Source organism: Pseudomonas sp. BP01 (assembly GCF_022760795.1).
Classification (GTDB): domain Bacteria; phylum Pseudomonadota; class Gammaproteobacteria; order Pseudomonadales; family Pseudomonadaceae; genus Aquipseudomonas; species Aquipseudomonas putida_Q.
Window position 1 is genome coordinate 66,333 of sequence record NZ_JAFBKA010000010.1, and the last position, 22,261, is coordinate 88,593.

18 protein-coding genes are annotated in these 22,261 nt (G+C 62.1%); 4 read left to right on the plus strand and 14 right to left on the minus strand.

The window, feature by feature from the left end; translation table 11 throughout:
• Nucleotides 1-22: 22 nt before the first annotated feature.
• The 4 genes from JOY50_RS11250 to JOY50_RS11265 all read right to left on the minus strand — a co-directional run bounded on the left by JOY50_RS11250 (nucleotide 23) and on the right by JOY50_RS11265 (nucleotide 5,430).
• Entirely contained in the window at nucleotides 23-2,869 is a 2,847-nt protein-coding gene (locus tag JOY50_RS11250; protein WP_132843942.1) for a valine--tRNA ligase, read from the minus strand.
• A 217-nt stretch (nucleotides 2,870-3,086) separates the two neighbouring features.
• Nucleotides 3,087-3,452, minus strand: coding sequence for a DNA polymerase III subunit chi (locus JOY50_RS11255; RefSeq protein ID WP_132843940.1), 366 nt, complete (start codon nucleotides 3,450-3,452; stop codon nucleotides 3,087-3,089).
• A 5-nt stretch (nucleotides 3,453-3,457) separates the two neighbouring features.
• A complete protein-coding gene (locus JOY50_RS11260; RefSeq protein WP_132843937.1) occupies nucleotides 3,458-3,886 on the minus strand; it encodes a DNA polymerase III subunit chi in 429 nt (142 codons plus the stop codon).
• 50 nt (nucleotides 3,887-3,936) lie between these two features.
• Nucleotides 3,937-5,430, minus strand: coding sequence for a leucyl aminopeptidase (locus JOY50_RS11265; RefSeq protein WP_132843934.1), 1,494 nt, complete (start codon nucleotides 5,428-5,430; stop codon nucleotides 3,937-3,939).
• Between the two features lie 301 nt (nucleotides 5,431-5,731).
• Between JOY50_RS11265 and lptF the strand changes: the two genes are divergently transcribed.
• Both lptF and lptG read left to right on the plus strand, forming a co-directional pair.
• Entirely contained in the window at nucleotides 5,732-6,847 is a 1,116-nt protein-coding gene (lptF, locus tag JOY50_RS11270) for an LPS export ABC transporter permease LptF (protein ID WP_243055186.1), read from the plus strand.
• Nucleotides 6,840-7,901, plus strand: a complete 1,062-nt coding sequence (gene lptG / locus JOY50_RS11275; RefSeq protein ID WP_019471762.1) for an LPS export ABC transporter permease LptG — start codon at nucleotides 6,840-6,842, stop codon at nucleotides 7,899-7,901. The genes lptF and lptG overlap by 8 nt, the downstream gene beginning before the upstream one ends.
• Before the next feature lie 173 nt (nucleotides 7,902-8,074).
• On the opposite strand, the gene JOY50_RS11280 is transcribed toward lptG, so the two are convergent.
• From JOY50_RS11280 to gcvH, 6 genes are all read right to left on the minus strand, one after another.
• Nucleotides 8,075-8,563, minus strand: coding sequence for an RDD family protein (locus JOY50_RS11280; RefSeq protein ID WP_019471761.1), 489 nt, complete (start codon nucleotides 8,561-8,563; stop codon nucleotides 8,075-8,077).
• Between the two features lie 95 nt (nucleotides 8,564-8,658).
• Nucleotides 8,659-8,871 (minus strand): cold-shock protein, encoded by a 213-nt coding sequence (locus tag JOY50_RS11285; protein ID WP_046854299.1) that lies wholly within the window; start codon nucleotides 8,869-8,871, stop codon nucleotides 8,659-8,661.
• A gap of 357 nt (nucleotides 8,872-9,228) precedes the next feature.
• The gene (gene gcvT / locus JOY50_RS11290) at nucleotides 9,229-10,350 is read right to left on the minus strand and encodes a glycine cleavage system aminomethyltransferase GcvT (RefSeq protein ID WP_243055187.1); all 1,122 of its coding nucleotides are present in this window, start codon (nucleotides 10,348-10,350) and stop codon (nucleotides 9,229-9,231) included.
• Nucleotides 10,351-10,377: 27 nt separating this feature from the next.
• The gene (locus JOY50_RS11295) at nucleotides 10,378-11,754 is read right to left on the minus strand and encodes an L-serine ammonia-lyase (RefSeq protein ID WP_132843926.1); all 1,377 of its coding nucleotides are present in this window, start codon (nucleotides 11,752-11,754) and stop codon (nucleotides 10,378-10,380) included.
• A 145-nt stretch (nucleotides 11,755-11,899) separates the two neighbouring features.
• Nucleotides 11,900-14,755: an aminomethyl-transferring glycine dehydrogenase gene (gene gcvP / locus JOY50_RS11300; protein WP_132843924.1), complete on the minus strand. Its 2,856-nt coding sequence runs from the start codon at nucleotides 14,753-14,755 to the stop codon at nucleotides 11,900-11,902.
• An 11-nt stretch (nucleotides 14,756-14,766) separates the two neighbouring features.
• On the minus strand, nucleotides 14,767-15,150 hold the full coding sequence (gene gcvH / locus JOY50_RS11305; protein ID WP_132843921.1) for a glycine cleavage system protein GcvH: 384 nt from the start codon (nucleotides 15,148-15,150) through the stop codon (nucleotides 14,767-14,769).
• A 684-nt stretch (nucleotides 15,151-15,834) separates the two neighbouring features.
• Here gcvH and JOY50_RS11310 point away from each other — a divergent pair.
• Both JOY50_RS11310 and JOY50_RS11315 read left to right on the plus strand, forming a co-directional pair.
• Nucleotides 15,835-17,250, plus strand: coding sequence for an FAD-binding oxidoreductase (locus tag JOY50_RS11310; RefSeq protein WP_132843918.1), 1,416 nt, complete (start codon nucleotides 15,835-15,837; stop codon nucleotides 17,248-17,250).
• Between the two features lie 78 nt (nucleotides 17,251-17,328).
• Nucleotides 17,329-17,820 (plus strand): RidA family protein, encoded by a 492-nt coding sequence (locus JOY50_RS11315; protein ID WP_019471754.1) that lies wholly within the window; start codon nucleotides 17,329-17,331, stop codon nucleotides 17,818-17,820.
• Nucleotides 17,821-17,877: 57 nt separating this feature from the next.
• Here JOY50_RS11315 and gltS read toward each other — a convergent pair whose 3' ends face one another.
• The 4 genes from gltS to arcC all read right to left on the minus strand — a co-directional run bounded on the left by gltS (nucleotide 17,878) and on the right by arcC (nucleotide 22,244).
• Entirely contained in the window at nucleotides 17,878-19,083 is a 1,206-nt protein-coding gene (gene gltS / locus JOY50_RS11320) for a sodium/glutamate symporter (protein ID WP_019471753.1), read from the minus strand.
• Nucleotides 19,084-19,210: 127 nt separating this feature from the next.
• Nucleotides 19,211-20,719 (minus strand): sigma-54-dependent transcriptional regulator, encoded by a 1,509-nt coding sequence (locus JOY50_RS11325; RefSeq protein ID WP_132843915.1) that lies wholly within the window; start codon nucleotides 20,717-20,719, stop codon nucleotides 19,211-19,213.
• Between the two features lie 170 nt (nucleotides 20,720-20,889).
• The gene (locus JOY50_RS11330; protein ID WP_059394656.1) at nucleotides 20,890-21,258 is read right to left on the minus strand and encodes a DUF5064 family protein; all 369 of its coding nucleotides are present in this window, start codon (nucleotides 21,256-21,258) and stop codon (nucleotides 20,890-20,892) included.
• Between the two features lie 56 nt (nucleotides 21,259-21,314).
• Complete coding sequence (gene arcC / locus JOY50_RS11335) at nucleotides 21,315-22,244, minus strand: carbamate kinase (RefSeq protein ID WP_132843913.1); 930 nt, start codon at nucleotides 22,242-22,244, stop codon at nucleotides 21,315-21,317.
• Nucleotides 22,245-22,261 lie beyond the last annotated feature (17 nt).

Here is a 22,261-nt window from a genome sequence, read left to right on the forward strand (position 1 = left end):
GCCCCAGCGGTCTATCAGATTGTTACAGCGCAGCAATCCGCGCATGCTGCTCGGTGAAGTTGGCCAGGGCCTGTTCGGACTCGGCCAGCTTGGCCCGTTCCTTCTCGATCACCGCAGGCGGTGCCTTGTCGACGAAGGCGGCGTTGGACAGCTTGCCGCCAACACGTTGCACTTCGCCTTGCAGGCGCTGGATTTCCTTGTTCAGGCGCGCCAGCTCGGCATCCTTGTCGATCAGGCCGGCCATGGGCACCAGCACCTGCAGGTCACCGACCAGGGCAGTAGCCGACAGCGGCGCTTCGTCGGCATCGCCGAGGACGGTGAAGGACTCGACCTTGGCCAGCTTCTTCAGCAGCGCTTCGTTTTCCTGCAGGCGGCGCTGGTCGTCGGCGTTGGCGTTCTTCAGGAACAGCGGCAGCGGCTTGCCCGGGCCGATGTTCATCTCGGCGCGGATATTGCGCAGGCCGACCATCAGTTCCTTCAGCCACTCGATGTCGCCTTCGGCAGCCACGTCGATGCGGCTTTCATTGGCCACCGGCCACGCCTGCAGCATGATGGTCTTGCCTTCGATACCGGCCAGCGGCGCGATGCGCTGCCAGATTTCTTCGGTAATGAACGGCATGAACGGGTGCGCCAGGCGCAGCGCCACTTCCAGTACGCGCACCAAGGTGCGGCGGGTGCCGCGGGCGCGCTCGACCGGGGCGTTTTCGTCCCACAGTACCGGCTTGGACAGCTCAAGGTACCAGTCGCAGTACTGGTTCCAGATGAACTCGTACAGTGCCTGGCTGGCCAGGTCGAAGCGGAACTGCTCCAGCTGGCGGGTCACTTCGGCTTCGGTGCGCTGCAGCTGCGAGATGATCCAGCGGTCAGCCAGCGACAGTTCGTAGGCTTCGCCGTTCTGGCCGCAGTCTTCGCCTTTGTCCAGCACGTAGCGTGCGGCGTTCCAGATCTTGTTGCAGAAGTTGCGGTAGCCTTCGACGCGGCCCATGTCGAACTTGATGTCGCGGCCAGTGGAGGCCAGCGAGCAGAAGGTGAAGCGCAGGGCGTCGGTGCCGTAGCTGGCGATACCTTCGGGGAACTCGGCCTTGGTCTGCTTGGCGATCTTCTCGGCAAGCTTGGGCTGCATCATGCCGCTGGTGCGTTTTTCCAGCAGGGCGTCGAGGGTAATGCCGTCGACGATGTCCAGCGGGTCGAGGACGTTGCCCTTGGACTTGGACATCTTCTGGCCCTGGCCGTCCCGTACCAGGCCGTGCACGTACACGGTCTTGAACGGTACCTGCGGGGTGCCGTCTTCGTTCTTGATCAGGTGCATGGTCAGCATGATCATGCGCGCAACCCAGAAGAAGATGATGTCGAAGCCGGTCACCAGCACATCGGTGGAGTGGAACTTCTTGAGGAACTCGGTCTGTTCCGGCCAGCCCAGGGTGGAGAAGGTCCACAGGCCCGAGCTGAACCAGGTGTCGAGTACGTCGTCGTCCTGGCGCAGGGCCACGTCAGCGCCCAGGTTGTGCTTGGCACGCACTTCGGCTTCGTCGCGGCCAACGTAGACCTGGCCGGCCTCGTCGTACCACGCCGGGATGCGGTGGCCCCACCACAGCTGGCGGCTGATGCACCAGTCCTGGATGTCACGCATCCAGGAGAAATACATGTTCTCGTACTGCTTGGGCACGAACTGGATGCGGCCATCTTCCACGGCAGCGATGGCAGGTTCTGCCAGCGGCTTGGTGGAGACGTACCACTGATCGGTCAGCCACGGCTCGATGACGGTGCCCGAACGGTCGCCTTTCGGCACTTTCAGGGCGTGGTCGTCGATGCTCACCAGCAGGCCCTGGGCGTCCAGGTCGGCAACGATCTGCTTGCGCGCGACGAAGCGGTCGAGGTTGGCGTACTGGGCCGGCAGGCGGGTGTCGACCTGCTCGTTGACGCTGCCGTCGAGGTTGAAGGCCTGGGCGCTGGCCAGCACGAAGGCGTTCTTGTCGAAGATGTTCAGCAGCGGCAGGTTGTGGCGCTTGCCGACTTCGTAGTCGTTGAAGTCGTGAGCCGGGGTGATCTTCACGCAGCCGGTACCGAACGCGGGGTCGCAGTAATCGTCGGCGATGATCGGGATGCGGCGGCCAACCAGCGGCAGTTCGACGAATTTGCCGATCAGTGCCTGGTAGCGTTCGTCATTGGGGTTGACCGCAACGGCCGCGTCACCCAGCAGGGTTTCCGGGCGGGTGGTGGCAACCACCAGGTAGTCCAGGCCCTCGGCGGTCTTGGCGCCGTCGGCCAGCGGGTAGCGCAGGTTCCACAGGTGACCTTTTTCGTCGTGGTTTTCCACTTCGAGGTCGGAGATGGCCGTGTGCAGCTTGGTGTCCCAGTTGACCAGGCGCTTGCCGCGGTAGATCAGGCCGTCGTCATGCAGGCGCACGAAAGCTTCCTTGACTGCTTCGGACAGGCCGTCGTCCATGGTGAAACGCTCGCGGCTCCAGTCTACCGACGAGCCCAGGCGGCGGATCTGGCGGCTGATATTACCGCCGGACTGGTCCTTCCATTCCCAGACCTTTTCCAGGAACTTTTCGCGGCCCAGGTCATGCCGGTTCTGGCCCTTGGCTTCGAGCTGGCGCTCGACCAGCATCTGGGTGGCGATACCGGCGTGGTCGGTACCTGGCTGCCACAGGGTGTCGCGGCCTTGCATGCGGCGGAAACGGATCAGGGCATCCATGATCGCGTTGTTGAACCCGTGGCCCATGTGCAGGCTGCCGGTCACGTTGGGCGGCGGGATCATGATGGTGTAGGACTCGCCTGCACCTTGTGGGGCGAAATAGTTCTCGGACTCCCAGGTGTTGTACCAGGAAGTTTCGATAGCGTGCGGCTGGTAGGTCTTATCCATGCGCGGCGGGACCCTGTGCATTTATTCGGGAAAGCCGGGAAGTATAACCAAGCTGGGGGCCGCAAGCGACAGCTAGTCCTTTGTTGCGTGGGCTGGCCTCATCGCCGGCAAGCCAGCTCCCACAGGATGGGCGCTGGCTTCAGGCCTTGCGCAATACTTGTGGGAGCTGGCTTGCCGGCGATGAGGCCAGTGGCTATTTCAGAAGAGGTGGCTCCGATCACTCGGTACGCTTGATCAACCGCTCGATCCGCGCATCCAGCCGGCGCTTGATCTCGTTCTCGATATGCGGGGTAAAGTCGTTGATCACGTCCTGCATGATCATCTGCGCTGCGGCGCGCAGCTCGCTTTCGAGGTGCAGCAGGGTGTCCTGCCGGCGTGTCTGCGGGTCTTCCTCAGGCTGGACAGCGATCGGTTCGCCATCAGGTGCAGGGTTACCGGCAGGCTCTTCCAGCAGCAATGGGATCTGCTCCACCGTCTCGGTCAGCAGCGGCGGTTGCAGGTCGGCGTCGCCAAGCAGCTGGCGGATCGACTCGAGGTCATCGAGCAGATGGGCGGAGTCGGGCAAAGGGGAGGGCTTGTCCATCGTCGTCAAAGTCGCTGTAAGCGGTGGTCTTGCAGAGCATAGCCCTGTTCACGGTAGAAACGGAATCGCTCACGGGCTGATTGGCGGATATCAGGCTCTTCGACCACGATTTCGGCCACCCGCTCGAACTGGCCGACGAAGCCCGGCACGCCGGCCCCCAGGTTGATCAGCAGGCCGCGGTGCTCGCCTGCGTTGTCCGCCACGCCCAGGGCCACGTCGGCATCGGCATGCTGCTCTGCCAGGTCGTGGGGCACGAAGGCTTCGCCCTTGAAGCGCCACAAACGCAGGTCCAGCTCGCTGCGCTGCTCGGCATCCTGACAATGCAGATAGACCCGGTGGCCGAGGCGCCAGGCCTTTTCGCACAGTTTGCAGGCGAAATCGAGCCGCGCCGACAGCGAGTCGGTGGGCAGGATGTAAAAGTCGACTTTGCTCATGGTGGTAATCGCCGGCCGGAGGTGCGCAAGGCACCACCGGCCTCACGGCGTCAGGCGCCAGCACGGTCCAGCAGGTACTGGGTCAGCAGGGGCACCGGGCGGCCTGTGGCGCCTTTGTCCTTGCCACCACTGATCCATGCGGTACCGGCGATGTCCATGTGCGCCCAGTTGTAGGCCTTGGCGAAGCGCGACAGGAAGCAGCCTGCGGTGATGGTGCCGGCCTTCGGCCCGCCGATGTTGCCCATGTCGGCGAACGGGCTGTCCAGCTGCTCCTGGTATTCATCGAACAGCGGCAACTGCCAGGCACGGTCGTCGGCGCGCTTGCCAGCGTCGAGCAACTGGCCGACCAGGTCGTCGTTGTTGCCCATAAGGCCGGTGGTGTGGCTGCCCAGGGCGACGATGCAGGCGCCGGTCAGGGTGGCGATGTCGATCACCGCCTGCGGCTTGAAGCGCTCGGCGTAGGTCAGGGTGTCGCACAGCACCAGGCGGCCTTCGGCGTCGGTGTTGAGAATTTCCACGGTCTGGCCGCTCATGGTGGTGACAATGTCACCCGGGCGGGTGGCGCCGCCGCTTGGCATGTTCTCGGCACAGGCCAGCAGGCACACCAGGTTGACCGGCAGTTGCAGTTCGAGCACCGCACGCAGGGTGCCGAACACGCTGGCAGCACCGCACATGTCGTACTTCATTTCGTCCATGCCGGCGCCTGGCTTGAGGCTGATGCCGCCGGTATCGAAGGTGATGCCCTTGCCCACCAGCACAAACGGCTTGTCAGCCTTCTTGCCGCCCTGGTAGTTGAGCACGATCAGGCGCGGAGGCTGGTCGCTGCCCTGGCCCACGGCGTAGAACGCGCCCATGCCCAGGTCCTTGATCTTCTTCTCGTCCAGTACCTCGACCTTCAGCGCCTTGTGCGCCTTGCCCAGCTCCTTGGCCTGTTCGGCGAGGAAGCTTGGGTGGCACAGGTTAGGCGGCAGGTTGCCCAGGTCACGGGTGAAGGCCATGCCGGTGGCAATGGCGCTGGCGTGCTTGACGGCGCGCTCGACCTCGGCCTGGCCGGCCTTGTCGGCCAGCAGGGTGACTTTTTTCAGGGCGCGTGGCTCGACCTTCTGGCTCTTGAAGCGGTCGAACACGTACTCGCCGTCCAGCAGGGTTTCGGCCAGCAGGCGGTATTTGCCGTAGTGCGCATCGCGGTTGTTGACCGCGACATCGTCCAGGGCCAGCACTGCATCGGTGCCATTCAGGCCCTTGAGCACGCCGGCCACGCTGGCGACCAGTTTGCGCCAGGTGCGGTCGCCCAGGGCTTCGTCCTTGCCGCTGCCTACCAGCAGCACGCGCTCGGCTTTCAGGCCCTGCAGGTTCTGCAGCAGCAGGGTCTGGCCTGGCTTGCCAGCCAGGTCGCCGCGCTTGAGCACAGCGCTGATGGCACCTTCGCTGGCCAGGTCGACAGCCTTGGCAACAGCGCCGAGCTTGCGGTTTTCACCTACCGGAATGACCAGGGTGGCGGTTTTTACGGATGCAGCAGCTACGCTTTTTACAACCAGTTCCATGTCAGGGTCCCCGAATGATCGATACAAATGGCGCTGTGTGTTCCAGCGCTCTGGACGGGCCTGGCGGCGTAGTCGCGCGCCAGCGGAAAAGCTGCCAGTTTGAGCCTGCGGCAAGCGTGCTGACAACCCCGTTATGCGCCTTGATGCGCGGCCAAGTGACAGGCGCGGTCAATCACAGGATAATGCGCGCACTTTACATGGAGGTTCGCCTTTGGCGAACCGGCATTGGTCTTGGCTGTACTAAGTCATTGTTTGGCGCCATTGCATGGCAGTCCGCCCTGACAACCCAGGAGTGTCTGGTTTGATCGTCTTTCGTTATCTGTCCCGCGAGGTCCTGGTGACCTTGAGCGCCGTCAGCGCTGTGCTGCTGGTGATCATCATGAGCGGGCGCTTCATCAAGTATCTGGCCCAGGCGGCCCAGGGCGTGCTCGACCCGGGCGTGCTGTTCCTGATCATGGGCTTCCGGCTGCCGGGTTTCCTGCAACTGATCCTGCCTTTGGGGCTGTTCCTCGGCATTTTGCTGGCTTACGGGCGCCTGTACCTGGAAAGCGAGATGACCGTGCTGTCCGCAACCGGTATGAGCCAGCAGCGCCTGTTGGGGTTGACCATGGCGCCGGCGGCGCTGGTCGCCCTGCTGGTGGCCTGGCTGAGCCTGAGCCTTGCGCCGTTGGGCGTTGCCCAGGTGCAGCAGATCATTGCCCAGCAGGACACGCTGACCGAGTTCGACACCTTGGTGCCGGGCCGTTTCCAGACCTTGCGTGACGGCTCGCGGGTCACCTACACCGAGCAGCTGTCGGACGACCGCGTCAACCTGGCCGGGGTGTTCATCTCCGAGAAGCGCTTCAACCAGGACAAGACCAAGGACCGCGCCCCGTCGGTACTGGTCGCTGAAAAAGGTCACCAGGAAATCCAGGCCGACGGCAACCGCTACCTGGTCTTGGAAAACGGCTATCGCTATGACGGTAACCCGGGCCAGGCCGATTACCGCGCCATCAAGTACGACACTTATGGTGTGCTGCTGCCCAAACCGGAAGTGGCCGAAGAAGTCACCGAGCGCGAAGCCATCCCCACCTCCGAGCTGATCGGCAAGGAGGGCCTGCGAGAGCGCGCCGAGCTGCAGTGGCGGCTGTCGCTGCCGATCCTGGTATTCGTCGTTACCCTGCTGGCGGTGCCGCTGTCGCGGGTCAACCCACGCCAGGGCCGCTTCCTCAAGCTGCTGCCGGCAATTCTCTTGTACATGGCCTACCTGACAATGCTGATCTCCGTACGCGGCGCCCTCGAGAAGGGCAAACTGCCGATTGTCCTGGGCATGTGGTGGGTCCACGGCCTGTTCCTGTTGATTGGCCTCGGCCTGTTGTACTGGGAGCCGCTGCGCCTCAAGCGCGCCGCGCGGCGTGCGGAGGTGGCCCATGGGTAAGCTCGACCGCTACATCGGCCAGAGCGTGTTGCTGGCCATCCTGGCAGTGCTGGGGATCATTCTCGGCCTGGCCTCGCTGTTTGCCTTCATCGACGAGATGGGCGACCTGAGTGATACCTACACAGTGATGGAAGCGGGCAACTTCGTCCTGCTCACCGCACCTCGGCGGCTCTACGACATGCTGCCGATGGCGGCATTGATCGGCTGCCTGATTGGCTTGGGCAGCCTGGCCAGCAGCAGCGAACTGACCATCATGCGAGCTGCAGGGGTTTCCATCGGCCGCATCGTCTGGGCGGTGATGAAGCCGATGCTGGTGCTTATGCTGGTTGGCCTGCTGATCGGCGAATACGTGGCACCTGTGACCGAGAACAAGGCTCAGGCGGACCGTTCCCTGGCCCAGGGCGGCGGTGAAGCACAAAGCTCCAAACGCGGCATGTGGCACCGCCAGGGTGAAGAGTACGTGCACATCAACGCCGTGCAGCCCAACGGCCTGCTGCTGGGTGTGACGCGTTACCGCTTCGACAGCGAGCGCAAGATTGTCACTTCGAGCTTCGCTCGCCGCGCGCAGTACCAGACCGACCACTGGTTGCTTGCCGACGTGCGTACCACCTACTTCCGTGGCGACCACACCGAAGTGGTCAACGCGCCGCAGGAACGCTGGGATGTTTCGCTCACGCCAGAACTGCTCAATACCGTGATCCTGGCGCCGGAGTCGCTGTCCATTACCGGGTTGTGGGACTACATCCACTACCTGTCCGACCAGGGCCTGAACAACGCCCGGTACTGGTTGGCGTTCTGGAGCAAGGTGCTGCAGCCGATGGTCACCGCAGCGCTGGTGCTGATGGCGATTTCCTTCATCTTCGGCCCGCTGCGCTCGGTAACCCTTGGCCAGCGCGTGTTCACCGGTGTGCTGGTGGGTTTCGTGTTCCGCATCGCCCAGGACCTGCTGGGGCCTTCAAGCCAGGTGTTCGGCTTCCCGCCGCTGCTGGCGGTGGTGATCCCGGCGGGGATCTGTGCCTTGGCCGGTGTCTGGCTGTTGCGCCGGGCAGGATAGTGGCCTGAGTTGTACAAAAAAGCCGACCCCAGTGTCGGCTTTTTTGTGGCTGATGGCCCTATCGCCGGCAAGCCAGCTCCCACAGGTTCAGCACGAATGCTGAGCATTTTCGGGTACCTGTGGGAGCTGGCTTGCCGGCGATAGGGCCGGAGCAAGGCAACACAAGGCTCAAGTCATTTCTTTTGCTTCGGCACCCGCACCAGCTGGCTTTCCGAATAGATGTCATGCCAGCCACGTTTTCGCTTGTCGATCAACACCCAGAAAAACCCCAGCCCCAGGCAGAGCCATGAGGCAATCGATACCACGAAGCGCAACAATGCCTGCCACAGGCTGATGGCCGAACCATCGGCATTCTGCACCCGCACGCCCCACACCTGCATGCCCAGCGTCTGCCCGCCATGGGTCCAGAACTTGGCAAAGAAACCGAACAAGGCAAACAGCAGTACCGTCGACAGCAGCGGGTCGCCATCCAGTGCGCCGGCTTCGGTCAGCTCACGCATGCGCGCTTCGCCGATGATCGCCATCTGGATCAGCTTGTAGGCACCGGCGGTCACGATCAGTAGCGCAGTACAAAGCAGGAAGTCGTAGAACATCGCGGCCAGTCGTCGGCCCAGGCCAGCAGCGGGGAAGTCGCCCTGAGGGATAAGGTGGGGCTTGCGCATCGCTCGGCAACTCCAGAGGGAAAAGGCTCATTCTATGGAATTGCAAGCAAAAAAAAGCCCCTGCGCGTCAACGCAGGGGCTCTTTTTTAGAAGTATCAGCCTTCTGCCTGAACTTCGTCAGCCTGCATGCCTTTTTGGCCTTGCACAGCAACGAAGGTGACTTTCTGGCCTTCTTTCAGGCTCTTGAAGCCGTTGCCCTGGATGGCGCGGAAGTGCACGAACAGATCCGGACCGCTCTCTGGGGTGATGAAACCGTAACCTTTTTCGTCATTGAACCACTTGACGGTACCGTTCTGACGCTCAGCCATTGTCTTATTTCCTATGAAACTTAATTTTTGATGACAGTTTCTTTTGCACTGTTTGTAAGCAAAAGATTACTGGGCTGGGTTGCAGGAAAGTAAGAGACGTCGAACGGGTTGTAGCAGATTGCGGCTACTGGCCCAGGTCACGAACTGTTGCGACCCATGCAAACACAGTGCAGTGACTCTACGCCAACTCCCGAGCGAAAAACAAGCCCTTGGTCGAATGGAAAATCGGCCGCTTGCCGATAACCGACCAATTTGTCGGAAACGGCATGGCGCCTGGCCTGGCGCCATGTTCAAAAGTTATTGGGCAGGTTCGAAATCGAATATGTCGAACCTGGCCATCACCTTCACAAAGCCGTTTCAACCACGGTAGTAACGTTGCGCCACGAAAGGCATTTTGCTGACTTTCAAGGCCACCTTCTTGCCGCGCACCACGGCAAACAGTGCGGTGTCGAGTGCAGCATGTTCACTATCGATATAACCCATTGCAACAGGTGCGCCGAGTGTCGGGCCAAAGCCGCCGCTGCACACTTTACCTACCGGCTTGTCGTTCGCATCGACAATATCCGCGCCTTCACGTACTGGCGTGCGCTCCTGCGGCAACAGGCCGACACGTTTGCGCGCCACACCGTCGCGCTGGTGGGCAAAGATTGCTTCGGCGCCGGGGAAGCCGGCCGCCCGTGCACCGTCGGCACGGCGCACCTTGGAAATCGCCCACAGCAGGCTCGCTTCGATCGGGGTGGTCTCGGTATTCATGTCATGGCCGTACAGGCACAGGCCGGCTTCCAGGCGCAGCGAGTCGCGTGCGCCCAGGCCGATAGGCTGTACTTTGGGCTCGGCCAGCAGGCGGCGGGCCAAGGTTTCGGCGGCCTGGACCGGTACCGAAATTTCGTAGCCGTCTTCGCCGGTGTAGCCCGAGCGGCTGACGAAGCAGTCTTCACCCAGCAGTTTTACCGGCCGGAACTGCATGAAGGTCATGCCGGCCACTTCCGGGGCCAGGCGCTCCAGCACCTTGACCGCTGCCGGCCCTTGCAGGGCAAGCAGGGCACGTTGTTCGAACAGCGGCTGCACCTCGCAACGGCTGCCGATGTGCGTTTGCAGGTGGGCCAGGTCCTGGTCCTTGCAGGCAGCGTTGACCACCAGGAACAGGGTGTCGTCGCCCAGGTTGGCAACCATCAGGTCGTCAAGGATGCCGCCTTGTTCATTGGTGAACATGGCATAGCGCTGCATGCCCACCGGCAGGTCGATGATATCCACCGGTACCAGGCTTTCCAGGGCCTTGGCGGCATCGGCACCGCGCAGGATGATCTGGCCCATGTGCGAGACATCGAACAGGCCGGCCTGCTCGCGGGTGTGCAAATGCTCCTTGAGCACCCCCAGCGGGTACTGCACCGGCATGTCGTAGCCGGCAAACGGCACCATGCGCGCACCCAGTTCCAGGTGCAGGGCGTGCAGTGGGGTCTTGAGCAGTGTTTCGGACATCGGTGACTCCTTGGTTTTATTGTTGGGTCAACATTCGATGATGTTGACGGCAAGACCGCCGCGGGCGGTCTCCTTGTATTTGCTTTTCATGTCGGCGCCGGTCTGGCGCATGGTGCGGATGACCTTGTCGAGCGACACGAAGTGCTGGCCGTCGCCGCGCAAGGCCATGCGCACCGCGTTGATGGCCTTCACCGAGCCCATGGCATTGCGCTCGATGCAGGGCACCTGGACCAACCCGCCGATCGGGTCGCAGGTCAGGCCCAGGTTGTGTTCCATGCCGATTTCGGCAGCGTTTTCCACCTGCTGCACGGTGCCGCCCATCACTTCGCACAGCGCGCCGGCGGCCATGGAGCAGGCCACGCCGACTTCACCCTGGCAGCCCACTTCGGCGCCGGAGATGGAGGCGTTCTCCTTGTACAGGATGCCGATCGCCGCGGCGGTGAGCAGAAAACGCACCACCCCGTCGTCGCTGGCGCCCGGCACGAAGCGCATGTAGTAGTGCAGCACCGCGGGGACGATGCCCGCCGCGCCGTTGGTGGGCGCGGTAACCACACGCCCGCCATTGGCGTTTTCCTCGTTCACTGCCAGGGCGTAGAGGTTGACCCAGTCCAGCACCGACAACGCATCGCGCAGGCTGGCCTCCGGGTGGCGGCTCAGCTGGCGATACAGGGCTGGCGCACGCCGCTTGACCTTGAGCCCGCCCGGCAGAATGCCTTCATGCTGGCAGCCGGCTTCGACGCAATCCTGCATCACCTGCCAGATACGCAGCAGCCTGGCGCGGGTCTCCGCTTCCGTGCGCCAGGCGGCCTCGTTGGCCAGCATCACCTGGCTCACCGACAGGTTCTGCGTGGTGCAGTGGCCAAGTAGTTCTTTGGCGGTCTTGAACGGGTAGGGCAGCACGGTGCTGTCCTCAACGATACGGTCGTGGCCGGCGGCATCCTCGTCCACCACGAAACCACCGCCCACCGAGTAGTATTCGCGGCTGCGGATTTGCAGGCCGGCGTCGTCGAAGGCGCGGAAGATCATGCCGTTGGGGTGGTAGTCCAGCGGCTTGCGGATCATTGCCAGGTGTTGCTTTTCGATGAACGCAATGCGCTGTTCGCCCAGCAGGTTGATGTGGCCGCTGTCGCGGATGGCCTGCAGGCGGGCGGGGATGGCGTCGGTGTCGACGGTGTCGGGGTGCTCACCTTCAAGGCCTAGTAGTACGGCCTTGTCACTGCCGTGGCCCTTGCCGGTGGCGCCGAGTGAGCCATACAGCTCGGCCTTGACGCTAACCGTGCTGGCCAGCAGGCCGTCGCGGCGCAAGCCTTCGGCGAACCGCGCGGCGGCGCGCATCGGGCCGACAGTATGTGAGCTGGAGGGGCCGATGCCGATCTTGAACAGGTCGAAGACGCTCAGTGACATGGTGCTTCCTCCTGAAGATGTTGGGGCCGCTTTGCGGCCCTTTCGCGACGCAAGGCCGCTCCTACAGGGATAGGTGCCGCCCCTGTAGGAGCGGCCTTGTGTCGCGAAAGGGCTGCGCAGCAGCCCCAGCTTTTCCAAGGCCGCCTCAGGCGTCCTGATAGCTCTCGATCGACGGGCAGGCGCACACCAGGTTGCGGTCGCCGAACACGTTGTCGACCCGGCCGACCGGCGGCCAGTACTTGCTTTCCACCAGGCTTGGCAGCGGGTAGACCGCCTGCTCGCGGCTGTAGCCGTGGGCCCATTCGCCAACCAGTTCGGCCGCAGTGTGCGGGGCGTTCTTCAGCGGGTTGTCGTCCTTGTCCACGCTACCGCTCTCCACCGCACGGATTTCTTCGCGGATCTGGATCATCGCGTCGCAGAAGCGGTCCAGTTCTTCCTTGGCCTCGCTTTCGGTCGGTTCGATCATCAGCGTGCCGGCCACCGGGAAGGACATGGTCGGGGCGTGGAATCCGAAGTCGATCAGGCGCTTGGCCACGTCGTCGACGCTGATGCCGCTGGTGTCTTTCAGCGGGCGCAGGTCGAGGATGCATTCGTGGGCCACCAGGCCATTGCCACCGGTATACAGAACAGGATAGTGCTCTTCCAGGCGGCGGGCGATGTAGTTGGCGTTGAGGATCGCCATTTGCGAGGCACGCTTGAGGCCGGCACCGCCCATCATGCGGATGTACATCCAGGTGATCGGCAGGATGCTGGCGCTGCCGAACGGTGCGGCGCACACCGCACCTTCGGTGTTTTCCAGTTGCGCGTGGCCAGGCAGGAACGGCGCCAGGTGCGACTTGACGCCAATCGGGCCAACGCCCGGGCCGCCGCCACCGTGCGGGATACAGAAGGTCTTGTGCAGGTTCAGGTGGGACACGTCGCCGCCGAACTTGCCCGGGGCGCACAGGCCGACCATGGCGTTCATGTTGGCGCCGTCGATGTACACCTGGCCACCGTTGTCGTGGATGATCGCGCAGATTTCGCCGATCGCTTCCTCGAACACACCGTGGGTCGACGGGTAGGTGATCATGATCGCGGCCAGGCGTTCGCGGTGCTCGATGGCCTTGGCGCGCAGGTCCTCGACATCGACGTTGCCGCGGGCGTCACAGGCGGTGACGACCACGCGCATGCCAGCCATGTGTGCGGTGGCCGGGTTGGTACCGTGGGCCGACGACGGGATCAGGCAGATGTCGCGGTGGCTTTCGCCACGGCTGCGGTGGTAGGCGCGGATGGCCAGCAGGCCTGCGTACTCGCCTTGGGAGCCGGCGTTGGGCTGCAGCGACACGGCGTCATAGCCGGTGGCGGCGCACAGCATGGCCTCCAGCTCGGTGGTCATCTGCAGGTAGCCCTGGCTCTGCGCGGCCGGGGCGAACGGGTGCAGGTTGCCGAACTCGGCCCAGGTGACCGGGATCATTTCACTGGCCGCGTTCAGCTTCATGGTGCACGAGCCCAGCGGGATCATGCTGCGGTCCAGCGCCAGGTCCTTGTCCGCCAGGCGGCGCAGGTAGCGCATCAGCTCGGTTTCGCTGTGGTAACGGTTGAACACCGGGTGTTCGAGGATGGCCGACTGGCGCAGCAGGGCGGCAGGCAGCAGCGAACCGGTGCTGGCGGCCAGGGCGGCGAAGTCAGGCTGGGCCTTGTCGTCACCGAACAGCTGCCACAGGGATTCAACGTCAGCCTGGCTGCTGGTTTCGTCCAGCGACAGGCCCACGTGGGCGGCATCGATCTGGCGCAGGTTGATGCCCTGGGCGCGTGCCTTGTCATGCAGGGTTGCGGTGGCAGTGCCAGTAGCCAGGGTCAGGGTGTCGAAGGCGCTGGCGCCCACTACCTGTACGCCCAGCGCCTTCAGGCCGGCGGCCAGGATCGCGGTCAGCGCATGGGTACGCTCGGCAATGCGCTTGAGGCCGGCCGGGCCGTGGTAAACGGCGAACATGCTGGCGATGTTGGCCAGCAGCACTTGGGCGGTGCAGATGTTGCTGGTGGCCTTTTCGCGGCGGATGTGCTGCTCGCGGGTCTGCATGGCCAGGCGCAGGGCGGTTTTGCCGAAGCGGTCGATCGATACGCCGACCAGGCGGCCCGGCATGTCGCGCTTGAACGCGTCACGGGTGGCGAAGTAAGCCGCGTGCGGGCCACCGAAGCCCAGTGGTACGCCAAAACGCTGGGCGCTGCCGATGGCCACGTCGGCGTCGAATTCGCCCGGTGGGGTCAGCAGGGTCAGGGCCAGCAGGTCGGCCGCGACGGCGACCAGCGCGTTGGCGGCGTGGAAGCGCTGTACCACTTCACGGTAGTCGAACACTTCACCGTTGCTGGCGGGGTATTGCAGCAGGGCGCCGAAGAAGGCGCTGACATCGCCCAGCTCGCGCTCGTCGCCGACCACCACCTCGATACCCAGCGGCTCGGCACGGGTGCGCAGCACGTCGAGGGTTTGCGGGTGGCAGTGCACAGAGGCGAAGAAGGCATGGCTGGCCTTGTTCTTCGACAGGCGCTTGCAGAAGGTCATGGCCTCGGCCGCAGCAGTGGCTTCGTCGAGCAGGGAGGCGTTGGCGATCGGCAGGCCGGTCAGGTCGCTGATCAGGGTCTGGAAGTTCAGCAGCGCTTCCAGGCGGCCTTGGGAAATTTCTGGCTGGTACGGGGTGTAGGCGGTGTACCAGGCCGGGTTTTCCAGCAGGTTGCGCAGGATCGGCGCCGGGGTGTGGGTGTTGTAATAGCCCTGGCCGATGTAGCTTTTGAACAGCTGGTTCTTGCCGGCGATGGCCTTGAGCGCGGCGAGCGCGTCGGCCTCGCTCTGGCCGTCGTGCGAGCCAAGCACGCTGGTGCCCTTGATGCTGTCGGGGATGACCGCGGCGGTCATGGCGTCCAGCGAGTCGAAGCCCAGGGTTGCGAGCATGGCCTGCTCGTCAGCGGCGCGCGGGCCGATGTGACGGGCGATGAATTCGTTGGCGGTGCCGAGGTTGATGGTCATGGCGGTTTTCCTCAGGCGTCGTCGTTGGCTTTGATCAGGCGGTCGTAGGCGTGCTGGTCGAGCAGGGCGGTGACTTCGCTCATGTCGGCCGGTTTGAAGCGGAAGAACCAGCCTTCGCCCATGGGGTCCTCGTTGACCAGTTCCGGGCTGCTTTCGAGCTGGCCGTTGACCTCGATCACTTCACCGGTCAGCGGCATGTACACGCCGCTGGCGGCCTTGACCGATTCGACGGTGGACGCTTCGCCGCCTTTCTCATACTGCTGCAACTCTGGCAGTTGCACGAAAACCACATCGCCGAGGGCGTTCTGGGCGTAGGCGGTGATGCCCACGGTGACGCTGCCATCGGCTTCGACGCGCAGCCATTCGTGATCTTCAGTGAAACGCAACTCGCTCATGGGGAATCCTCGGGAAGCAGGGCGTTGGGCGCGGTGGCTCCGCGCTCTTGGGTTGGTATTCCCTTAGCAAAAACACGGCCAATGACAAAAAACATATATAAAACAATGGTTTAGCGATTTTTTGCATTTGCGCCGCGGTTCTTTTGGAACGAAAACGCTACAGATGGCGAGGCATGAAAAAGCGTTTGGGGATCAAACCCTTGCGCAGCCGCTCTCGAACGGGGTTGTACCGATTTCGATACGCTGTATTTAAATCGCTACACGAATGGATCTACGGGCTGTCCGCTGTCAATCTGCTGGAAACCGTCGCATATGAATTAAAGGAACACAGTTATATCCAAGACGCGGAATTACTAAGTATCAAATAACCGGCTTATTAATGAGGTTATTGCATCGCCTAAATCCACATGCTTGTTCCGAAATGGCATTTATCAGGTGGCGGCGCGGTGTCGCTATCTCAACTATTTATGTCTCCTGCGTATTAGTTTGCAAATGACTGAACTAAGTATTTGCCCTCCGCGATTTTTCCGGCACGGTTGCGTCATCAGAATCGCCCCCCTTGAATTTTTAACGCTCAGCCAGACTGCCTGACCGCAAAGTTGGTCAAGGCGGCTGTCGGCCAAGCAGGTGCCTCGCCGTCTGGGCGAATGCAATCAACACCGGATACCAGGAAAGGAAAGTGTCATGGGAATGACGAGGCGTAAGTTTTTGATCGGCGGTGGCGTCTTGGCTGTTGCGGGGGGCGCGGGTATTCTCACCCCCTTGCTGACACGCGAAGGCCGGTTGATCCCCGGCAAACCGCGGTTTGGTTTTGTAGAAGGCACTGAGGGGGTGCTGCCCAAGCAGGCGGATGTAGTCGTCGTCGGCGCCGGCATTCTCGGGCTCATGACGGCGATCAACCTCGTCGAACGTGGCCTTTCCGTAGTTGTCGTTGAAAAAGGTGAGATTGCCGGCGAGCAGTCGTGCAGGTTCTATGGTCAGGTCATGACCTACAAGATGCCTGATGCGACTTTCCAGTTGCACCACCTTGCCAAGCAACGCTGGCGTGAAATGAATGCCAAAGTGGGTGCAGATACCAGTTATCGCACACAAGGCCGAGTCGAAGTGCCTTTCGATGAAGAAGACCTGGAAGGTGTGAGAAAGTGGATTGATGTCAAAACCCGGGAAGCTGGGTCTGACATCCCTTTCAAGACCCGCATCATTCAAGGCAGTGAACTTGAACAGCGGCTGCGCGGCGCGTCTTCGAACTGGACGGTTGCAGGCTTCGAGGAAGACTCCGGTAGCCTGGACGCGGAGCGCGCATCGTTTGTCATGGCCGAATATGCCAAGAAAATCGGTGTGCGCATCTACACCCACTGCGCTGCAAGGGGCTTGGAAACCCACGCCGGCGCGATCTCCGATGTAGTGACGGAGAAGGGCGCGATCAGGGCTGCCCGCGTGATCGTGGCCGGCGGCGCATGGTCCAGGTTGTTCATGCAGAACCTGGGCGTGGATGTGCCCACCTTGCCCGCTTATCAGTCCCAGCAAATCATCAGTGCGGCACCGCGTGCACCCGGCGGCAACGTTGCATTGCCCGGTAATATCTACTTCCGTGAGCAGGCCGACGGTACCTACGCGACTTCGCCGCGCGTCGTGGTTGCCCCGGTGGTGAAAGAGTCGTTCATGTATGGCTATAAATACCTGCCATTGCTGGCTATTCCCGACTTCCCGGTGCACATCGCGCTTAACAGGCAATTGATCGATTCGTTCACTCAGCCAACGCATTGGAAGTTGGACGAGGTTTCGCCCTTCGAGAAAAACCGACTGATGACGGCGGCCCCTGATATTCCGGAACTGGATGCTTCGTTGGAAAAACTCAAGGTCGAGTTCCCTGCCTTCGGCGATGCGAAGTTGATCGATCAATGGAGCGGTGCCATGGCCATCGCACCGGATGAGAACCCCATTATTTCGCAGGTCAATGAGTACCCAGGCCTGGTCATCAATACCGCAACCGGTTGGGGGATGACGGAAAGCCCGGTATCGTCCGAGTTGTCGGCGGACCTGCTGCTTGGAAAGGCGCCCGTGCTGGACCCGAAGCCCTTCAGCCTTTATCGATTCTAAGCGCACCTGGCGCAATGGAATGACCCGTGTACGCATCACCCCTGCGTACACATGTTTGGTAATTTTCAGGAGAACACTATGAAAGTCGCTTTGAAGACCGTTGCTGCATTGGCATTGGCCGGTATCGGCAGCGCTCATGCACAAGACATCGTGCGCCATGGTGCAGGGAGTTTCCCAATCTCGTCGGCCGTAGAAGTTCCTGCAGGCAAGACGGTCATCTACCTCAGTGGTTCCGTGCCCTCGGTTATCCATCCCGACGCCCCGAAGGAGTCACTGGAAGCCTACGGTGACACCAAAGCACAAACCATCAACGTGCTTGAAAACATTCAGAAGCAACTGAAAGAACTGGGTCTTGGCCTCACGGATGTGGTGAAGATGCAGGTCTTCCTGGTGGGTGGGCCAGAGAACGGCGGCAAAATGGATTTCGACGGTTTCATGGCCGGCTATACCCAGTTCTTTGGGCCTGCCGCCAAGCAGCCGGTTCTTCCTGCGCGCTCGGCGTTCCAGATTGCAGGTTTGGCACATCCGGCCTGGCGCGTCGAGATCGAGGTTACCGCGGTTCGTCCCTGAGCGGATGAGCGCTCGTCCTGGGCCACTCATGCCCAGGACGGGCAGCATCAGGCGGGCTTAACCCGCGATAAACAAAGGCAATGCCAGGTACAGCTTGATCACGATGACATTGATGATGTCGATGAAGAACGCCCCCACCATCGGCACTACCAGGAAAGCGATGTGCGAGGCGCCATAGCGCTGGGTCACCGCTTGCATGTTGGCAATCGCCGTCGGCGTCGCCCCCAGGCCGAAGCCACAGTGCCCGGCAGCCAGCACCGCCGCATCATAGTTGCGGCCCATGACCCGGAACGTCACGAAGATCGCAAACAGAGCCATGACCAGCGTTTGCGCGGCCAGCAAGACAAAGAACGGTAAGGCCAGCGCTGCCAGGTCCCACAGCTTGAGCGACATCAAGGCAATCGCCAGGAACAGGGACAAACTGACATTGCCCAGTACCGAGACTTCTCGTTCGAAGACATGGTAAAAGCCGAATGCCGAAAGCCCATTGCGCAGCAATACGCCTACGAAGAGTACGCAAACGAATGTCGGCAGTTCGAATGCGGTGCCTTTCAACAGCCCGTTAAGCACTGTGCCGACCAGCAGACTGACGGCAATCAGTGCCAACGTCTCGATAAATGAAAATGATGTGATCAGGCGCTCTTTATTCGGCTGTTCAAAGCCTTTTGGCAGGTGTGCTACTTCTTCTTCAGTACCCTGTGTCTTGACCCGCTTGATCAGCAGTTTGGCAACTGGGCCACCAATCAAGCCGCCCAATACCAGGCCGAAGGTGGCAGAGGCCATCGCCAGTTCGGAAGCCGAAGCCAGGCCAAACTTTTCAGTAAACGTCGCGCCCCAGGCGGCGCCCGTGCCGTGGCCACCCGACAGGCTGATCGAACCGGCCAGCAGGCCCATCAGTGGGTCGAGCCCCAACGCCGTTGCCAGGCCGATGCCCATGGCGTTCTGAACCAACAGCAAGCCAGTCACCACCAGCAGGAACACGGCGACCACACGCCCGCCCTTCTTCAGGCTGGCGAAGTCGGCACTCAGACCGATGGTGGCGAAGAACGCTAGCATCAACGGTGTTTGCAATGAGGTATCAAACTGGACCTGGACATCGAAACTGCGCAATGCCAAGAGTGCCAAGGCAACGACCAATCCGCCTGCAACAGGTTCCGGAATATTGTAAACGCGCAGGAATCCAATGCGTGCGACCAGCCCGCGCCCCAGGAGCAGTACTAGAGAGGCGGCTACAAGTGTCCCGTAAAAATCGAGTTCAAACATCAGGGTACTCTTCGTTCAAGGTGACATGCGAAATTACGATGTCACCATTCTACGGCGAGCACTCCAGTCAATTGCGGCCACGCGGCTAGGAAAAGTCTGATTGAACTGTCGGTATTGTCGACGTGCATCAAAGTTTTCCGGGTATTCCATATTTACGCAGTCGCTGGGCAATAGCGGTGTGCGAAGTTTGCAAGCGCCCGGCCAGTTGCCGTGTCGATGGGTAACTGGCATACAGGCGCTGTAACAGTTCACGCTCGAAATCACCCACAGCCTGCTCCAGGCTGGCCACTTCGCCGTCCTGCCCGCGTGCCACCGAGGTGCCGGCAATGTCCAGGTCGCCGATATCCACCAGGTCGCCCTCGCAGATGGCCGCAGCGCGGAAAATCACGTTCTGTAGCTGGCGCACGTTGCCCGGCCAAGGGTTGGCCAGCAGTGCCGAGTGGGTGGCGGGCGTCAGCCGGCAGGCTGGGCGCTGGATCTGCGTGCAGGCTTGCTGCATGAAGAAGTGCGCCAGCATCAGGATGTCCTGGCCCCTGTCGCGCAGTGGCGGTACCTGCAGGTTCAGCACGTTGAGGCGATAGAACAGGTCCTCGCGGAAGCTGCCTTCGGCGACCATGCGCTCCAGGTCGCGGTGGGTGGCGCTGATGATGCGCACATCTACCTTCACTTCGCGGTCGCCGCCCACCCGGCGGAAGCTGCCATCGCTGAGAAAACGCAGCAGCTTGGCCTGCAGGTACGGTGACATTTCGCCAATTTCATCAAGGAACACCGTGCCCTGGTTGGCCAGCTCCATCAGCCCGGGTTTGCCACCGCGTTGCGCGCCGGTGAAGGCGCCGGGGGCGTAACCGAACAACTCGCTCTCGGCCAGGCTCTCGGGCAGTGCGGCGCAGTTCAGGGCCAGGAACGGTGCAGCGTGGCGGCTACTGATGGCGTGGCAGGCGCGGGCGACCAGCTCTTTGCCGGTACCGGTTTCGCCATGCACCAGCAGCGGTGCATCGAGCGCCGCCACGCGCAGGGCGCGGGCCTTGAGCGTGCGGATGGCGGGCGACTCGCCGAGCAGGGCATCAAAGCCTTCGGCATGGTCGTGGTGCAGGGCCGACAGGCGTTCGCCCATGCGCGTGGGGGGGTACAGCGTCAGCAGGCCACCGGCGTTGGTGATCGGCATGGCGTCCAGCAGCAGGCTCTGGCCGTTCAGTTGCATCTCGCGCATGGGCAGGTGGAAGTTGTTGTCCTGCAGCGCCTGCAGCAGCGCGGGGTCGCCAAACAGTTCATTCACCGAACGCCCGGCGGATTCGCGCCCGCACAGGGCGATCAGCGCCGGATTGGCCAGCAGCACCAGGCCTGCGCTGTCCACGGCCAGTACCGGGTCGCTCATTGCCGCCAGCAGGGCATCGAGCTGCAGGTGGCGGCGTTGGCCGGGGAGGATGTCGACCACGTCCACCGATTGCACGCCCTGCACCTCGAACAGTGCGTCATGCAGTTCTTCGAGCACGGCAGGGCTTAGGGTGGGTGCGTCGATGTAGACGTTCGGGGGGACCATCTCCACGGCGTCCAGGTTGAGGTTGCGGGCACCGAGCAGGGCAAGGACTTCCTGGGTGATGCCGACGCGGTCGATGAAGCTGACGTGGATGCGCATGGGGAGGGGCGAGGTGGTGGCCGGGGAGGGCGGTAGTATGCCTCAACATTGCCAGGGCCGCTTTGCGGCCCTGTCGCGACACAAGGCCGCTCCCACAAAGGTTAAGCATTCTCCTGTAGGAGCGGCCTTGTGCCGCGAATGGGCTGCAAAGCAGCCCCGAAATGTTGAATTCACTCGAGATGTTCAGGCTTGATCGGGTCCCCCGATTTCACATCGAGCTTTTCGCGAATGTCCGCAAACATATAGTCGTAGAGTTTGTGCGGCGAACTCAGGTTCTCGAATTTCTTCGGCGGCGCCAGATACGACTGCGCCTTGCGAGTCAGCAGCATGAGAAAGCTTGGCAGCACCTGGTCCTTGGCGAGGAAGAACTTTTCTTCCACAGGCTTGCCCTCGATGCTGCCATGCATGCGGAACTGAATGCCTCTGCCTTCCTTGGGGTCCGACGCTGCTTCGTACTCGATGTTCAGGTCATAGCTGTGGTCGGTATTGTTCAGCGCAGTGCGCTCGATGTGTACATGACCGGGGTGGTACTGGGCCATGGCTAGCTCCTTTGGAAGGTCGAAAATGGCGGGCACCTGGCGCCCGCCAACTGCATTCAACGGTAGCTGATCCCAGGCTTCGCGGTGGAAACCCGTGTGCCGGCAGTACCTTTGACAATGTCTTCAATGTTTTCCAGCGAACTGATCACCGCCACCTTGCCGGTGTTGCGGGCAAAGTCACTGGCAGCTTGCACCTTCGGCCCCATGGAGCCAGCGGCGAAGCCAAGACGCTCCAGTTCGTCCGGATGGGCCTGGGCAATGGCTTTTTGCGTGGGCTTGCCCCAGTCAATGTAGGCTGCGTCGACGTCGGTGGCGATAATCAGAAGGTCGGCTTCCAATTGCTCGGCCAGCAGTGCCGAGCACAGGTCCTTGTCGATCACCGCTTCGATGCCCTTGAGCTTGCGGTTTTCATCGTACATGGTGGGAATGCCGCCACCGCCTGCGCAAATTACGATGCTGTTCTTTTCCAGCAGCCACTTGATCGGGCGGATTTCGAAGATGCGTTTGGGTTTCGGGCTGGCCACCACTCGGCGGTACTTGTCGCCATCGGCCTTGACCACCCAGCCTTTCTCCTTGGCCAGGCGCTCGGCCTCTTCCTTGCTGTAGACCGGGCCGATGAACTTGGTCGGGTCCTTGAAGGCGGGGTCGTTGGCGTCCACTTCCACCTGGGTCAGCAGGGTGGCGAACGGCACCTCGAAATCCAGCAGGTTGCCCAGTTCCTGTTCGATCATGTAGCCGATCATGCCTTCGGTTTCGGCACCCAGCACGTCCAGTGGGTAAGCCTCGTCAGGCTTGTAGGACAGGGCCTGAAGCGACAGCAGCCCGACTTGCGGACCGTTGCCGTGGGCAATGACCAGTTCGTTGCCAGGGTGGATCTTGGCGATCTGTTCGGTGGCGGTGCGGATATTGGCGCGCTGGTTGTCAGCGGTCATGGGCTCGCCGCGACGCAGCAGGGCGTTGCCGCCCAATGCAACAACGATACGCATGGGGAATGTCCTTTACG

Excerpts from the sequence above, each read along its gene's own strand:
- JOY50_RS11280 (WP_019471761.1), bottom strand. The coding sequence starts at position 8,563 with ATGCGCAAGCCCCACCTTATCCCTCAGGGCGACTTCCCCGCTGCTGGC.
- JOY50_RS11295 (WP_132843926.1), bottom strand. The coding sequence starts at position 11,754 with ATGTCACTGAGCGTCTTCGACCTGTTCAAGATCGGCATCGGCCCCTCC.
- lptG (WP_019471762.1), top strand. The coding sequence starts at position 6,840 with ATGGGTAAGCTCGACCGCTACATCGGCCAGAGCGTGTTGCTGGCCATC.
- JOY50_RS11255 (WP_132843940.1), bottom strand. The coding sequence starts at position 3,452 with ATGGACAAGCCCTCCCCTTTGCCCGACTCCGCCCATCTGCTCGATGAC.
- gcvH (WP_132843921.1), bottom strand. The coding sequence starts at position 15,150 with ATGAGCGAGTTGCGTTTCACTGAAGATCACGAATGGCTGCGCGTCGAA.
- JOY50_RS11310 (WP_132843918.1), top strand. The coding sequence starts at position 15,835 with ATGGGAATGACGAGGCGTAAGTTTTTGATCGGCGGTGGCGTCTTGGCT.
- JOY50_RS11250 (WP_132843942.1), bottom strand. The coding sequence starts at position 2,869 with ATGGATAAGACCTACCAGCCGCACGCTATCGAAACTTCCTGGTACAAC.
- gcvT (WP_243055187.1), bottom strand. The coding sequence starts at position 10,350 with ATGTCCGAAACACTGCTCAAGACCCCACTGCACGCCCTGCACCTGGAA.
- JOY50_RS11285 (WP_046854299.1), bottom strand. The coding sequence starts at position 8,871 with ATGGCTGAGCGTCAGAACGGTACCGTCAAGTGGTTCAATGACGAAAAA.
- gltS (WP_019471753.1), bottom strand. The coding sequence starts at position 19,083 with ATGTTTGAACTCGATTTTTACGGGACACTTGTAGCCGCCTCTCTAGTA.
- gcvP (WP_132843924.1), bottom strand. The coding sequence starts at position 14,755 with ATGACCATCAACCTCGGCACCGCCAACGAATTCATCGCCCGTCACATC.
- JOY50_RS11330 (WP_059394656.1), bottom strand. The coding sequence starts at position 21,258 with ATGGCCCAGTACCACCCCGGTCATGTACACATCGAGCGCACTGCGCTG.
- JOY50_RS11325 (WP_132843915.1), bottom strand. The coding sequence starts at position 20,719 with ATGCGCATCCACGTCAGCTTCATCGACCGCGTCGGCATCACCCAGGAA.
- arcC (WP_132843913.1), bottom strand. The coding sequence starts at position 22,244 with ATGCGTATCGTTGTTGCATTGGGCGGCAACGCCCTGCTGCGTCGCGGC.
- JOY50_RS11265 (WP_132843934.1), bottom strand. The coding sequence starts at position 5,430 with ATGGAACTGGTTGTAAAAAGCGTAGCTGCTGCATCCGTAAAAACCGCC.
- JOY50_RS11315 (WP_019471754.1), top strand. The coding sequence starts at position 17,329 with ATGAAAGTCGCTTTGAAGACCGTTGCTGCATTGGCATTGGCCGGTATC.
- JOY50_RS11260 (WP_132843937.1), bottom strand. The coding sequence starts at position 3,886 with ATGAGCAAAGTCGACTTTTACATCCTGCCCACCGACTCGCTGTCGGCG.